We start from the raw sequence: 14,403 nt of genomic DNA on the forward strand, positions 1-14,403 counted from the left end.
TAAATCGTCGCCAGATAAATCAGGCGTTATTAAGTACGGGCGATTTGGCGCATGATGAATTCTAAATAAAAAATTGTTCGGAGGCTGCAATGCGTGTCAAACATGCAGTAGTTCTACTCATGCTTATTTCGCCATTAAGTTGGGCTGGAACCATGACTTTCCAGTTCCGTAATCCAAACTTTGGTGGTAACCCAAATAATGGCGCTTTTTTATTAAATAGCGCTCAGGCCCAAAACTCTTATAAAGATCCGAGCTATAACGATGACTTTGGTATTGAAACACCCTCAGCGTTAGATAACTTTACTCAGGCCATCCAGTCACAAATTTTAGGTGGGCTACTGTCGAATATTAATACCGGTAAACCGGGCCGCATGGTGACCAACGATTATATTGTTGATATTGCTAACCGCGATGGTCAATTGCAGTTGAACGTGACAGATCGTAAAACCGGACAAACCTCGACCATCCAGGTTTCGGGTTTACAAAATAACTCAACCGATTTTTAAGCCCCAGCTTCATAAGGAAAATAATCATGCAGCGCTTATTTCTTTTGGTTGCCGTCATGTTACTGAGCGGATGCTTAACCGCCCCGCCTAAAGAAGCCGCCAGACCGACATTAATGCCTCGTGCTCAGAGCTACAAAGATTTGACCCATCTGCCAGCGCCGACGGGTAAGATCTTTGTTTCGGTATACAACATTCAGGACGAAACCGGGCAATTTAAACCCTACCCGGCAAGTAACTTCTCCACTGCTGTTCCGCAAAGCGCCAGGGCTTACAAAACCTGCTTAACGAGCGCAAGGTTATTCGTGCGGCACAAGAAAACGGCACGGTTGCCATTAATAACCGAATCCCGCTGCAATCTTTAACGGCGGCAAATATTATGGTTGAAGGTTCGATTATCGGTTATGAAAGCAACGTTAAATCGGGCGGTGTTGGGGCAAGATATTTTGGGATCGGTGCAGACACGCAATACCAGCTCGATCAGATTGCCGTGAACCTGCGTGTCGTCAATGTGAGTACCGGTGAGATCCTCTCCTCGGTGAACACCAGTAAGACGATACTTTCCTATGAAGTTCAGGCCGGGGTTTTCCGCTTTATTGACTACCAGCGCTTGCTGGAAGGGGAAGTGGGTTACACCTCAAACGAACCCGTTATGCTGTGTCTGATGTCGGCTATCGAAACAGGGGTCATTTTCCTGATGAATGATGGTATCGACCGTGGTCTGTGGGATTTGCAAAATAAAGCGGAACGGCAGAATGACATTCTGGTGAAATACCGCCATATGTCGGTTCCACCGGAATCCTGACAGATAAAAATGCCGGAATTAATAATCCGGCATTTACTGTTTAAGCGAAAGCGTGAGTGCCCCTCACGCTTTATTTTTGATTTCCTACTCACGGTGAGCCGTCTTTGCACTACGCGCCGCCAGCCACAGGCCGCTGTTTTTCATTGCGTAACCAAATACCAGCCCAAGCGCCAGCGAAGGTAACACCAGTTTCCAGTCACCCTGCCCGGCAAACGTCGCGCATGCGCCTATAAACGTCCCCGGAACAAATGAAAGCAGCAGCTGTTTGGCCTGAATACACATCAGAAACGCGACAATACCGGTTATGACATAACCGAGAATTTCCAGATGTGGTGCCAGTGCACTACCGTAAATAATGACCATCGCCCACACCACGCCACTAAGCAGGGTTGCAGCGGAGATCGCCAGCCCTTTCAGCCCACCTTGCGGGCAAGCAAAGTAGGCCGTACAGCCCAGGAAGCCCGCCCAGCTTAGTAAGCCTAGGGAAACAGCCACCCATCCCCAGATACCGGAGAGAATGCCTGTTGTGATTGCAATAGAGAGAAGTATGTTCATGCCGCGCATGATAGCAGAAAACGCGGCCATGAATGAGATCGAGCACACATTTTATGCAACAACAAATTATCTGTTGCAGTTATGAGTGACGATGATCACATTTACTCTTCAGAATCTTCTTCCAGCTCGTCCCACATTGCACTAATGGCATCACGGGTTAGCGGTGCCATGGTGCGCCAGAAAGGCGTGGTTGCATGGGCCTCCACTTTGCCGAGGAACGCACCACACCAAGGTAACAGATACTCACTGAACAGTGTTTCCAGTGCTTCGCTCTCATCTTCCGTTGACTGATCTTCCAGCCAGGAAGCCGCAAGCAGCAATGTGCCGATGTGATCGGCTGGCGTATCCGCCAGTGGCATCCCTCGTTCGGAAAGAAAAGCGCGCACTTCCGCTTCCGTTGCGTCCTCAACCCATGCGCTACGATATGGCGGCACGGCACATTCATCGCCGATAAACAACGCATTGTAATCGGCAGAGACTTGCGTCATATCACAGCTTTTCTGTAAACGCGTCAGTAACTCATCCTGCTCCAGTGGCCAGTTCGCAGCCAGTTTCCCCTCACGAATCAGAGTAAACAGCGGCACCAGTAAAGGATCTTGCGGTTGGCGGTAATAGAGCGAACCCAGCACACGACAGAGGATAGAAAACTCGTTCATTAATATATTTCCATTACTAGTAATTAAAGGTCTGCAAATTCCGCAATCGGTGCCATACCGCGAGATTCAAGGAAGTTCAGTAAGCGGCGCGGAGAAACATTCAAAATGCGCTCTGGCGGAAAATCTACCGCGTCGAGGATTTTAAGACACTCTTCAAATTCCCCCATGGTAAACGCGGTGTGAGAATCCGAGCCTAATGCCACCCAACCTCCAGCATCACGTACCGCTGCAGCTACCGCACGACAGTTGTCTTCACTGCCCTTACGTGAGTGTAAAAATGAGGAATTATTGATTTCCAGCGCCACCTGATGTTTCGCGGCTGCTTCAGCAACGGCTTTAACATCTATTTCATATTTCGGATTTCCGGGATGGCTTATTATATGCACATTGCCGCTGGCGATAGTGGCGATCATCGCTTGTGTATTGGTCGCTTTGTCATGTGGCGCAAAAACCGGCTCATGAAAACCGGCAATAATCAGATCCAGCGAGTCAAACATTTTACCGCTGCAGTCAATTTCACCATCAACATTTTTAATGTTAGCTTCAATGCCGCGCAGGATCCCTACCCCATCAACCACTCGCGGCCAGATACGCATGTTAATGAAGTGCCAGTGATGCGGCGCATCTTCCATATCCGGGCCATGATCGGTGATCGCAAAAAGTTTAATGCCCTTTTGTTTGGCCTGGGCAATGTAATCACTCAATGTGCTATATGCATGTGTGCTGGCAACGGTATGCATATGAAGGTCGACGGGATACATAACTCTCTCCTGTATTCAATTCCCGCCAAGGATAGCAGGAATCCTGATGCTTTATTAGTAGCCGCGTGCGCGGTCGACTTGCCCGCAGACCCTCTCCCCTTTTTCGAGCTGGGCAATAGTGCGAGAAATGTACTCCACAGCTTCAGCGGGACGGGTAATCGCGGCGACATGTGGTGTTATCGTCACGCGTGGATGTTGCCAGAGCGGACTTTCAGGCGGTAAGGGTTCACGATTAAAAACATCCAGCATTGCGCCTTTAACTTTCCCGCTATCCAGCGCCGCGAGCAGGTCATCTTCCACAACATGAACACCACGCGCCAGGTTGAGGAAATACGCGCCATCAGGTAATTTTTCGAGTAATTGTTGATTAATAATGCCGACGGTTTCAGGGGTATTCGGTAACAAATTAATCAATACCCGACATTGGCTCAGAAATGCAGACAGTTCTTCCCGTCCGGCAAAGCTTTGCACGCCAGGCCACGATTTACGGGTTCGACTCCAGCAACGCAGCGGAAAGCGCCAGGTTTGCAGACTCTGAGCAACTTTACAGCCCAGTACGCCTGCGCCCAAAATGCCGATGGTAAAATCTTCCCGATGATATTCAGGCAGCGGTTGCCAATGCGAACTATTTTGCTGGATGCGATAATCGTCAAAACGTCGAAACCAATGCAGCACCTGACTGACAGCATATTCCTGCATTTGCTCGCCCATACCGGTATCTTCCAGGCGAAAAAGTGGAACAGAAGGGTTCAGCATTTCAGGGTGTGCCTGTAGCTTGCTCAAAATAGAATCAACACCGGCCCCGAGTGCGAACACCGCTTTAAGATCGCGCCCTGCCAGCATTTCAACAGGAGGATGCCAGACTAAAGCATAATCAGCAGAGTCATTATCTCCGCTTTTCCATGCCCTGACTCTTGCCTGAGGAATAGCTTTGCGCAGTGCCTCAATCCACCATTGGGTATCGAACGTTGGGTGATAAAAGATGATATCCATACTGACTCCCGAAAAGCGTTGTGCGAAATTTATTCGCACTTATCGTTATGATCTACAAAGGCCACCAGCATAACAAATCCGTGGTCGGTGGCAAAAAAAGCAGATTTCGCTTATTAAAACCACACATTGATTGAATGTTTGAATAAACGCGCGATTTTTTCAAAAAGTTTGTTGACCTCAGGTCATGATTTCCCTAAATTAGCGCCCGTTCCAGCAAGACAGGAACGACAATTTGGTGAGGTGTCCGAGTGGCTGAAGGAGCACGCCTGGAAAGTGTGTATACGGCAACGTATCGGGGGTTCGAATCCCCCCCTCACCGCCAGATTATAAGTGCATGTTATTGTTTAACATGCGCTTTTTTATTTTTCCTTCCAGACAGTATGCCATCGGGTATGCCATCTGAAACCGGTTTATATGCCCCGCGATCATATCTTATCGGACAATTTCCGATCTTTGAGCATACTGGCAAAGCTATACTGCCAGCATATCAGGATAGTGTTTTGCGATAATATCATTCAGTCTGTCAACCAGTTCTGGTTTTCTGAACGTGATATGCGCGGAGCCCTTCTTAAAGTATCTGATGCTGAACATCTCATCTTCATAGCTCTCTTTACCCTGAACAGACTGAATGTGATCATCCAGACGAAGGGTGATGTTTCCCCGGTTGTCGGGGATTGGTTTACCGCTGAACAGGTGCAACATTCTTTCCAGATCGGCGAGTCGGTCAGCCTGTTGTCCGGTGATAAGATGAAATCTATGGTCACCCCCGTTTTTGCAACACTGATTTTTGATTAATGGTTGGCTTGCTTAAATCTATCCGGCGTCTCTGTGGGCAAGGATGCCCGCGCCCCGATGAGTTCCGCACCTGATAATCCTAAAAATCCCCTCGGCTTCAGTGAGCCATTTCATCTGTTAGGTTTTTAATCAGGTCGATTTGCCGTTCATGTCATCAATAATCAGTCTTCGCAAAACCAGAAAGGTAACTTGTATCTTATTGTTTAAAATAAACTAATTGAGTTATATCAGCATCTATATCAGGCCTGATATTCTTTTTTCTGAGTAGTGATTGCCCAGGCAATTCGAGCCAGTTTATTTGCCAGAGCGCAGGTAACCACATTCGAATGCTTCTTGTTGAGTTGCTCCCGAACCCACTCAGCAAGTTTTCCATGCTTGCGTTCAAGTCGCATTATGAATGAGCGGGCACACTGAACCAGTAACCGGCGTAAATTTTTATCACCTCGCTTACTGATACCCAACAGAGTCGATTTTCCTCCAGTGCTATACTGCCGGGGAACAAGTCCTGTGGAAGCTGCAAAATCCCTGCTGCATGAGAACTGTTTCCCGTCACCAAGTTGCGACGATAGTAAGCTGGCAGTAATCGGACCAACACCAGGAATTGTCATAATGCGCTGAGCGGTATCATCAGCGTTGATTGACTGACTTAATTCTGATTCCAGCTCTGCTATTTGCTCAACAAGGTAAAAGTAGTGGGTATGCAACCTCACCAAAAGGCGGCTCAGATATTCGGGGATTTCGTGTTCAGCCAACACGAGAGACAACCGTTTTATTACAGCATCACCTATCGGCAGGCTGATTCCAAATTCCAGCAAGAAACCGTGGATCTGGTTGGTTGTTTTCACCTTATCTCTGATGAGCGATTCTCTGACCCGGTGTAACGCCCTCATGGCCTGCTGGGTCTCAGTTCTTGGCTGGACAAAACGCATTGATGGTCGTGAAGCCGCTTCGCATATGGCTTCTGCATCAACAAAATCATTCTTATTACTTTTGACAAACGGGCGAACGAACTGTGGAGAAATCAGCTTAGTTTCATGCCCAAAATCAGAGATACAGCGAGCCATAAAGTGTGCACCCGCACAGGCTTCCATTACAACAACTGAGGGCGGACATGTCGCCAGAAACTGCATCAGTTTAGTACGGGTAAATTTTTTACGCAGAAGAGCCTTACCAGACTTGTCTTGACAATGAATGTGGAAGGAGTGCTTTCCGAGATCGATACCAATAAGTGTGATGTTCTGCATGATGGTCTCTCCGTTAAAGGGATTTACCTTAACAGCGTACTGCTGTTAAGGTGGGGGTGACCATATCATTATCCCCACCGGTCCCATCTCACCAGATTGTTGACGATAATTTTACTGCCAAATTTACAGGGGCAATTGGTTTTGTAATTCCAGTTCAGCCCTCTGAAGACGTTGATCACCCCTCGCTCAAACACCTCATCCTTATTCTGGTGCAGTTGTTCAAATGTGCTCAGAATGTTCGCTTCGCTGATTTCCGGAAAATTATCGTACTCCAGTGACCGGTACCATGTATCACGGGCCTGCGTATCCATTAATGACAGCATCCCGGAACGTTGCATCAGGTCACGCCAGATTTCGCGATCAAGATTCCGGGTAATGGCTTTCATTGCTGTTTCGGGTTTCTCCATCAGCCAGCAGCCGCAGCGAAAATCCTGTTTCATGGCCCAGTCCGGGGCAGTTTTACCTCCGATGCTTTCCGTCAGCACCGAGATTTCAGCCAGTTGTCGGATAAGTGTGTCGATTTGCAACAGTGTACTCTTTCGTACAGCCAGAATGTGGCGAATGCTGGTTGAGCAGATAACGTCCGTATGCCCGTTGACCACTTCCGGACGGGAGATTGTGATATCTGACATAATCGATATTCCTTTTTGCAGATAAATGAAAACGCCAGCCCTGTGCAGGCTGGCGTCAGAGGAATGAAGTCTGGTGAGTGAGCTTCACCGGTTCTGGTGCAGAAGCTGCAGATGACGCAGGGTACGGACATCCTCCCGGGCCTGTTCGATACAGGGCAACAGTGCTGCTGAATCCGTTTTATCCTCATCGTTGTCAAAGATAATTCCCGATCCGCAGTCGATATTGTCCTGCAGCCACGCAATCAGAATATCCAGCGCTGTTTCCGTGGTTAATGATTTCATGTTGTTCCTGGTTACCAGTCGAAAGTGGGTAAACCCGGCAGGCATTCAGCGCTGGCATCCAGATGAATGAGACTGACGCCATAACGCCGGATGAGTGTGACGACCAGACGACGGAACGTTTTTGACAGCCCCAGGCGTTTAAGCCGCAGAACCGGGTATGACCACGCATCGGTACGTAACAGATATCCGCTACCTGTAAAATGAATCCATTCTGATTCACCGAAGTCACTGGTCTGGTGTGACAGCGAGTACAACCAGGCGTTGTCCGTTTCCGTGATATGTGCGGTACTGCAGCGTATGCCGGTAAGGGTAGCAAATGGTGGCGTGCATTCTGCTGAGGTCTGGTCAGATTCATCAACAACACGAAGGGAGTAGCCGTTATCGCAGACCATGTTAATCAGTTCAGCGAGCTCAATACCATCGACGTCAACGACAATGCGCCCTATGTTCAGTGCCTGTACGTTAACGCTGTCGGCTTCCAGTGTCAGGGCCAGTTTCATCATTTCGCCTCCGGATACTTACCCAGGGTAATGTTATTTACCGTTCTGTAATTGTCGCGGGTCATCAGGCCGGTCGCCCGGCGAGCCCGGAGGATATCAATACTGTTTATTAACTGAGAGCGGGGACAGGTGCTGAATCCCGGCTGGTCGGTACGCACCAGCGCGTATTTTTCCACGAGAAAATTAACTGCATCACACAGTGAAATGCCTGCCTCAATATGCTGCTCAATCACACGTTCATCGACAAACGGTGTGTCATTCAGTGTGAGGCCATAATGCTGGTCCAGCAGTCGGATGAGCAGTGTCTGCCAGATGGTGACGGGAGACGGGCAGCGAGATACCTCCCGTACATGTGTGTCGGATAATGTTTTCATCTTAAGTTCTCTGTAACTGGTAGTGCTAAAGGTGAGAGCTTCGGGGTTATGAGGTGGTTGCGGGTGCTGGTGTCGGATAAACAGCCAGATAAACGTAACCACAGGAGCCGAGGGTGTCGGCTTCGCAGGTCAGCCCTTTTGCATACAGCGTGACGGTATGCTGATATCGGGGATTCAGTTCACCGCTGGTGAGCATGAGTTCCAGTTGTTTCATCAGCAGCGGAAAGGCCTGGTCCAGATGGTATGCATCTGCGTCGCTGAAGCGGCCTCTGATACCGGCGCGGTCGGCAAGGTAATACAGGCGGTTACCCTCTTGCACCAGACGAGCGCCAAAACAGGGCCTCACTGTGCAGGGAAGCCCCCACCAGGGGCGGTCGTGATTGTCATCGGGATGAGTTATCCCGGAGAGTTTGTCTGACACGATAAAATCCTCTCTGAAAAGTGGTTAAGAATGGTTTAACGATGACAGGTCAGCCGGCGCGCTGACCGGTTTCGGTGAAGATGTATGCATTGATGAGAATGGCCTCATCCACAGCGGCGTCTGAGGTCATCTGGTCGTACTCGTTTCCCGGGTGACGGAACATCAGTTCAGGGTGACACTCATCAGCCGGACATACGGGCCAAAACTGTCCTTACGGCGTTCTGCAAACACGGCAAGAACGCCGGGAATATCCTGCACTTCACGACCAGTATACGCTTCAGCACTGCCGTGCCAGCGATACTTACCGGTACAGAACGGAAAAAGACGGGATGCAGGATGCTGTTGGTGAATACGCATGGCTTCACCACGGGTGATGATTCTCATGATGTGATACCTCTGAAGACAGAAGATAAAAGTGAAAACAGGTGTGATGTGGTTGTGACGGGTTAAAGCAGACCATGTTCGGCAAAGGAGAAAACCTGGTTGCCACCGACTATCAGATGGTCCGGCACCCGGATATCCACCAGGCCCAGTGCCTGTACCAGACGTTCGGTGATAAGCCGGTCTGCCTTACTGGGTGTGACTTCACCGGACGGGTGATTGTGCGCCAGCACCACGGCAGCGGCATTGTGGTACAGGGCGCGTTTAATCACTTCCCGGGGATGAACTTCCGTACGGTTGATGGTGCCGGTGAAGAGGGTTTCACCGGCAATCAGCTGATTCTGGTTGTTCAGATACAGCACCCGGAACTCTTCCCGCTCCAGTCCCGCCATGTTCAGAATCAGCCATTCCCGTGCCGCACGGGTGGAGGTGAAGGCCACGCCGGGTTCATGAAGATGGCGGTCCAGGGTTTGCAGGGCCCGCAGAATGAGACTGCGCTCGCCGGGCGTCATGTTTCCGGGCAGAAAGGAAAGCTGCTGCATTGTCCCTGCCTCCATTCAGTCGATGATGCGCATAATGGCGCTGCATTCCGGATGCTGCAGGGCGTAATCCCGCAGCCGGTAATAATGGACCGTCATGGCATAACACTCCGTACGACAGGCATGATGACTGTACGTCATCAGACAGGCAGCAATGCCGGCGGCTTCCGGGCTCATTTCAGCGCGGTTACCGTTCATGGCATTGAACAGTACCCATGTTTCGTCATCATCGTCATCCGGTTCGGGTGCCATAAATGCCCCGCCGTTGTTCAGGGTGTACAGATTCCAGATACCACCGCAGTAGTCTTCACACAGACGGTCCATCCAGCCGAAGACACGGGGTTCCAGGGTGACCCACTGTGGAATGAGGCCAAAATGCTGCGGCCAGAAGCTGATGCGCTGTTCATCAGGGACGGGAGTGGCAACCAGTTGTTGCAGGCCAGTCTCCGGTGCACAGGCCGAAGCGGTGGTGTTCTGAGACAATGTTTTCATGTATGAAATCCTTGTAATGTGAATAAATGAGAGGGAGTAAAGGTCGGGAGCTGGCAACATCACGTTCATCACTGACCGTGATGACCCGGTAATATCAGGGATGAATGATATTCGGCTGAAATTCCGGACAGCCGTACGCGTAACCGTTCCGGTCACAGACGGATGGCCAGATGCCATTGCCTGTATACTCAGTCTGCACAGACTGATTTCTCCGGGACGGTAAAGCAGACGGGTACACCAGGCGCACAGGTCATCATCAGAAATGGAACGACACCCCGGCAGCGCCTCCGGGGCGTCGGGTGATTCTGGTGCCTGAATCACGCCTTCAGGGACATGCTGCATCAGCGCAGGCTCTCCAGCAGCGTTTCTGCCATTACCCACAATGCGCGGTTGAGCTTAATATCGGTGTCGATGTTGTGAATGGCACGGGTGTGGATACGTTTTCCTTTTGCACTGCGGCCGGAAATCCCGCCTTTCAGCATATTCTCCTGGATGGTCTGATATGCGCTCCACAGGTCTTTACCGTAATCCTCCCTGCGTCGTGGTGTCAGAATGTCAGCGGTGGTGACTGGCTGATGTTCGTCACCATAACGGTAAGTCAGTGCCGCCTGTGCCAGCGCCTGGCGTGCCGGTGGCGGCAGGACCAGCGACTGCATGGCATCACGCTTTTCCTCAATCCGGTCAAAAACCCCCACCACTTCGTAAGCCCCTTCGATAACTTTCTCCACCACATTTCCCCGGTGTGGAACACGCACTTCCCCCAGAGACTGACCGCAGACGCAGCCATTCTGGCAGACGAATCTGAAGTAACCCGGCAGCATCTGGTAGCTGGAGGTACCGTCATGAGAGTTGAGCAGAATAATTTCAGGGACATGTTCTCCGTTTATCTCTCCGGCCCGCCGCAGACGCAGCATGTGTTTTGTGTATCCCCGGCGGCCCGGGTCGCGCACGCGGGTCTGGCAGGCGAAGAATGGCTGAAAACCTTCCTGCTGCAGGCTTTCCAGTACGGTGATGGTGGGAATGTACGCATATCGTTTACTGCGGGAAGTATGCCGGTCTTCACCGAAAATACTGGGAACATAGTGCATCAGTTCTTCGTGTGTCAGCGGACGGTCACGGCGTATCTGGTTCGCATAACCAAAACGACTGGCTAGTCGCATAATTTGCTCCTTATCGGTGGTTACGATTTACTGGTGTAATAAATGAAAAAGCTGCGTCTCCCGGAGAAGACGCGGCCTGACAGATGAAATGAATGACGTTTATTGTCTGAGAAGCCCTTAACTGGCGAGCTGAGTATTAAGCTGTGTTCCGGCATCACCAGCGCAACTGACCTTCAGCATTACGGATAACCAGCCGGGAATATGTTCCCTGGTCATCTTCAGTAAACACATTGCGGTAAGCTGTTTTGACGGCAACAGCCTGTTCGCGTGAGAAAGGGCCTTCGGGCAATAAACGTGATGTACAACCCGGCATATCTGTTGCTCCCTGAAAGTAAAAAGCCCCGGTCATGATGACCGGGGCCTGAAGGAGAGTGACCTGATTATCAAAAAGTCACATTCAGCGTGGCCTGACCGTTATAACCTTCAGCGCTGCTGCCGCTGACGCTGTGGGCATAACCGGCCTGAACGCCCAGGGTGATATTTTCCCGGACACGGGCTTCCAGTCCGGCCTGCAGGTCCAGTGACGTGCCATTCCGGGACGGTGAGAACGTCATGTTACTGCCGGCGGCGGCTGTCCCCATGCTCATGTCACCCCGGGAGCTGAAAGTGCGGATAACAGAAGGCTGTACCCACCAGTTCACCGGCAGTTCACTCACACGGTGTTTTGTACTGTCGCGCAGAGTGTCACGGGATGAGGTGCCTTCACCAAAGCTCATATCGTTGTGGCTGCCCAGACGGAAACCGGCACGCACATGTTGTGCACTGCCATGCCCGAACTTCACATAACCGGCGTTATCCTGGCCGTCATCCAGGGTAAGTCCCTGCCAGGTATAGTGCAGTTGTGGCTCCAGCATCAGGTTGTCAGTGATACTGAAGGGCAGACCGGTTTCCAGTGAGCCCAGCCAGCCCCAGCCCCGGGCACGGAAGTCGTTATTGTCCGATGACGCTTTCATGCTGTGGCGGGTTCCCTGTGCCACAATGTCAGCCCACAGGCCGGAGGACGTGTGTGTCAGATTCAGGTATCCGCCCAGGCTGCCGGCATCATCCCGGACCGTGCCGGCGCGGGAACCGTCATCATCCTTAACATCAACGGAAGAATGGCCTGCGGCACCATACACCCCTGTCGTCAGAGACATACCGGCAACCTCTGTTCTCAGCAGGTCACCCTCCAGACGGACGAAGCCATAGCTGCCGCTGCTTTCCGGCGTGGCTCCACGGGCAATACCGCCGTTGTTATCGTGACCGAGATGACCGCCCTGAATGCTGAGACGGACGCTGTTATTTTCACCGTTTACACCGGTCTGATGGCTGCGGGAGCCTGCCAGAATCCGGTCATAGTCCATTGCCTGTGTCAGCATGGATGTATACAGGGGGACTTCAGCACGATAAGCATTTTCACTGCGCAGGTACCAGTCTTCATCGCTGTCACGGTTCAGGGTGTAGTTAAAGGCGCCGGCCTGAAGCGGGCGACTCAGGGCAAACGCACCTTCTTCTGTGGTGGCGCCATTCTGTGCATCCACAACCCGGATACCCTGTCCGGAGGTTGCCACCCCGAGGTTACTGTTTCCGACATTTGTAAACGCAAGCCAGGTTTTGCCGGTTGCCTGACCACCATTAATCACCAGCTGGTCAGAGGTATTGCTGCCATCAAGGCGAACACGCATATTGATGGTGCCACCCTGACCGGTGAGGTTACTGGTGGTCAGTTTATGGAACGTTACCGGGGAGTCGCCTTTTGCAACAGCACGGCTCAGCGCGGCATCCGGTGTCGTCTGATTATCAAAGCGAATCTCCCCTGCGTTAACAATATCGCCGGTACTGACCACATCGCCATTCAGTACCATGCTGGCACCTTTACTGAGCTGTGTTCTGCCACTCAGACTTCCCCCGGCAGCCAGCGTCAGTGTTCCACGATGTCCGACAGTGGTGTTGCTGGCCAGTCCTCCGGCATTAACCGTAAAGCTGCCGCCATTTTCCAGCAGCAGTCCGCTGGCCTGACCGGATGTGCCATCAATACTGAACTTACCGCTGGCATTGGTCCCCTCAACAGTGGCACCACTGTCTGCAATCAGGGCACCACCGGATGTCATGGTGACACCTGTTGCCTTACCACCGGCAGACACTGCCAGGGTTCCGCCGTCATCCACCCGTGTTTTCTGCGCTGAATGGCCTTCCAGTACATCCAGGCGACCGCCGGACTCCAGAACAACTCCGTCAGCCTTACCGTTTTCCACCGTGAAATTGCCCAGACGGTTGCTGCCAAGAACCGTTGCCGCAGTACTGGTAACCAGTGCTCCACCCTGTTTCAGGGTGACATGTGTGGCGGTACCACCGGCGTTCACCTGCAGTTTGCCTTTCTGGTTAACGGTGGTGAAATCCGCCAGACCACCTTCCTTGATAATCTGCCAGCCGTCACTGTTTACAACAGTGCCAGACGCCGTACCGCCGTTGTGCACATACTGGTAACCGCCATTCAGTGTGGTATCCAGCGCATGCCCGTGTACCGTCTGGTCGCCGCCGGCATAAACCACAGTGGTATTTGCTGTTCCTTCAGCAGCCACAATCTGACGACCATTTTCATTGATAGTGGTACGTACGGCATTTCCGCGAACAAACTGCCCGGTATCACCATTTTCTGCATCTGGTCCCCCTTCCGCGCCGGTATTCACAACCGTGTCGGTTGCCATTGCGCCGGATTTGACGGTCTGCCAGCCCTTCTCATTAATGACGGTACCCGTTGCAATCCCGCCTTCATGTACCCACTGCTCACCGCCGTTCAGAGTGGTATTCACTGCCTGCCCCTGAAGGCTCTGTCCGCCTCCGGCACTGATAACCGTGTCTGAAACGCTTCCTCCGGCATTCACTCTCTGAAGACCACCACCGGTGACAGTAGTGTTGTTGGCGATACCGCCATTTTGTATCCATTGCCCGCCGGTATTGGCCTCGTTATCCGGCCCATACTCCAGACCGCTACTGATGGTCATTCCGTTGGCCGTACCGAGAACAATCTGGTTGTCATGATTTGTCAGTGTTCCGCCGTTCACGGTTTCTCCCGCCTGTACAATCGTGTCAGCAGCCAGTGCCGGGACTGATGTGACAGCAGCAAGAGACAGCACAACCGCCACACCGGCGCGTTTTCCCCGTGAGCGGGCCAGTTCGGAAGCCACCACCAGGGTGCCCGTAATGTGATTCCATACCAGCCTGTAGCTGGTGTTCAGATGTCGTTTCATCAGCTTTTCCTTACAGAGGGTGAATAAAAAAGCCGGTACCCACAAAAGTGGATACCGGCAGGTACAAAACAGCATGGTCA

The 14,403-nt window shown here is 51.7% G+C and carries 15 protein-coding genes, 1 tRNA gene and 5 pseudogenes; 4 read left to right on the top strand and 17 right to left on the bottom strand.

Features of this window, described 5'->3' with window-relative positions; translation table 11 throughout:
* The 3 genes and pseudogenes from ACUU1M_RS06335 to ACUU1M_RS06345 form a co-directional block, all read left to right on the top strand.
* Positions 1-65 (top strand): annotated as a pseudogene (locus tag ACUU1M_RS06335) (curli production assembly/transport protein CsgE); the annotation flags it as partial.
* Positions 66-89: 24 nt separating this feature from the next.
* On the top strand, positions 90-506 hold the full coding sequence (gene csgF / locus ACUU1M_RS06340; protein ID WP_001264088.1) for a curli production assembly/transport protein CsgF: 417 nt from the start codon (positions 90-92) through the stop codon (positions 504-506).
* A gap of 26 nt (positions 507-532) precedes the next feature.
* Positions 533-1,308 (top strand): annotated as a pseudogene (locus ACUU1M_RS06345) (CsgG/HfaB family protein).
* An 84-nt stretch (positions 1,309-1,392) separates the two neighbouring features.
* Here ACUU1M_RS06345 and ACUU1M_RS06350 read toward each other — a convergent pair.
* From ACUU1M_RS06350 to ghrA, 4 genes are all read right to left on the bottom strand, one after another.
* Positions 1,393-1,863: a DUF1097 domain-containing protein gene (locus ACUU1M_RS06350; protein WP_449144652.1), complete on the bottom strand. Its 471-nt coding sequence runs from the start codon at positions 1,861-1,863 to the stop codon at positions 1,393-1,395.
* A gap of 101 nt (positions 1,864-1,964) precedes the next feature.
* Positions 1,965-2,519: a molecular chaperone YcdY gene (gene ycdY, locus ACUU1M_RS06355; protein ID WP_001001917.1), complete on the bottom strand. Its 555-nt coding sequence runs from the start codon at positions 2,517-2,519 to the stop codon at positions 1,965-1,967.
* A gap of 23 nt (positions 2,520-2,542) precedes the next feature.
* Positions 2,543-3,280, bottom strand: a complete 738-nt coding sequence (gene ycdX, locus ACUU1M_RS06360; protein ID WP_000283664.1) for a zinc-binding phosphatase — start codon at positions 3,278-3,280, stop codon at positions 2,543-2,545.
* A 54-nt stretch (positions 3,281-3,334) separates the two neighbouring features.
* Positions 3,335-4,273, bottom strand: a complete 939-nt coding sequence (ghrA, locus tag ACUU1M_RS06365) for a glyoxylate/hydroxypyruvate reductase GhrA (protein ID WP_000351304.1) — start codon at positions 4,271-4,273, stop codon at positions 3,335-3,337.
* 234 nt (positions 4,274-4,507) lie between these two features.
* Here ghrA and ACUU1M_RS06370 point away from each other — a divergent pair.
* Positions 4,508-4,595, top strand: a tRNA-Ser gene (locus ACUU1M_RS06370).
* A 149-nt stretch (positions 4,596-4,744) separates the two neighbouring features.
* On the opposite strand, the pseudogene ACUU1M_RS06375 reads toward ACUU1M_RS06370, so the two are convergent.
* The 13 genes and pseudogenes from ACUU1M_RS06375 to ACUU1M_RS06435 form a co-directional block, all read right to left on the bottom strand.
* Positions 4,745-5,026: pseudogene (locus tag ACUU1M_RS06375) on the bottom strand (DUF4942 domain-containing protein); the annotation flags it as partial.
* A 281-nt stretch (positions 5,027-5,307) separates the two neighbouring features.
* The gene (locus ACUU1M_RS06380; protein ID WP_001179707.1) at positions 5,308-6,312 is read right to left on the bottom strand and encodes an IS110-like element ISSfl8 family transposase; all 1,005 of its coding nucleotides are present in this window, start codon (positions 6,310-6,312) and stop codon (positions 5,308-5,310) included.
* A gap of 71 nt (positions 6,313-6,383) precedes the next feature.
* Positions 6,384-6,944 (bottom strand): annotated as a pseudogene (locus tag ACUU1M_RS06385) (DUF4942 domain-containing protein); the annotation flags it as partial.
* Between the two features lie 84 nt (positions 6,945-7,028).
* Entirely contained in the window at positions 7,029-7,226 is a 198-nt protein-coding gene (locus tag ACUU1M_RS06390) for a DUF957 domain-containing protein (RefSeq protein ID WP_000839282.1), read from the bottom strand.
* 11 nt (positions 7,227-7,237) lie between these two features.
* A complete protein-coding gene (locus ACUU1M_RS06395) occupies positions 7,238-7,729 on the bottom strand; it encodes a DUF5983 family protein (RefSeq protein WP_000976828.1) in 492 nt (163 codons plus the stop codon).
* Entirely contained in the window at positions 7,726-8,100 is a 375-nt protein-coding gene (locus ACUU1M_RS06400) for a TA system toxin CbtA family protein (protein ID WP_000854917.1), read from the bottom strand. Before ACUU1M_RS06400 ends, ACUU1M_RS06395 begins: the two co-directional genes overlap by 4 nt.
* A gap of 46 nt (positions 8,101-8,146) precedes the next feature.
* A complete protein-coding gene (locus ACUU1M_RS06405) occupies positions 8,147-8,521 on the bottom strand; it encodes a type IV toxin-antitoxin system YeeU family antitoxin (RefSeq protein ID WP_001280958.1) in 375 nt (124 codons plus the stop codon).
* Between the two features lie 162 nt (positions 8,522-8,683).
* Complete coding sequence (locus ACUU1M_RS06410) at positions 8,684-8,905, bottom strand: DUF987 domain-containing protein (protein WP_001220314.1); 222 nt, start codon at positions 8,903-8,905, stop codon at positions 8,684-8,686.
* 62 nt (positions 8,906-8,967) lie between these two features.
* On the bottom strand, positions 8,968-9,444 hold the full coding sequence (locus tag ACUU1M_RS06415; protein ID WP_005011624.1) for a JAB domain-containing protein: 477 nt from the start codon (positions 9,442-9,444) through the stop codon (positions 8,968-8,970).
* A gap of 15 nt (positions 9,445-9,459) precedes the next feature.
* Positions 9,460-9,933: an antirestriction protein gene (locus tag ACUU1M_RS06420; protein ID WP_005011597.1), complete on the bottom strand. Its 474-nt coding sequence runs from the start codon at positions 9,931-9,933 to the stop codon at positions 9,460-9,462.
* A gap of 341 nt (positions 9,934-10,274) precedes the next feature.
* Positions 10,275-11,093 (bottom strand): DUF932 domain-containing protein, encoded by an 819-nt coding sequence (locus tag ACUU1M_RS06425; RefSeq protein ID WP_001234651.1) that lies wholly within the window; start codon positions 11,091-11,093, stop codon positions 10,275-10,277.
* Between the two features lie 117 nt (positions 11,094-11,210).
* Positions 11,211-11,406 (bottom strand): annotated as a pseudogene (locus ACUU1M_RS06430) (DUF905 family protein).
* 70 nt (positions 11,407-11,476) lie between these two features.
* On the bottom strand, positions 11,477-14,323 hold the full coding sequence (locus ACUU1M_RS06435) for an Ag43/Cah family autotransporter adhesin (protein WP_000820563.1): 2,847 nt from the start codon (positions 14,321-14,323) through the stop codon (positions 11,477-11,479).
* Positions 14,324-14,403 lie beyond the last annotated feature (80 nt).

It is taken from the genome of Shigella sp. SIG6, assembly GCF_053555815.1.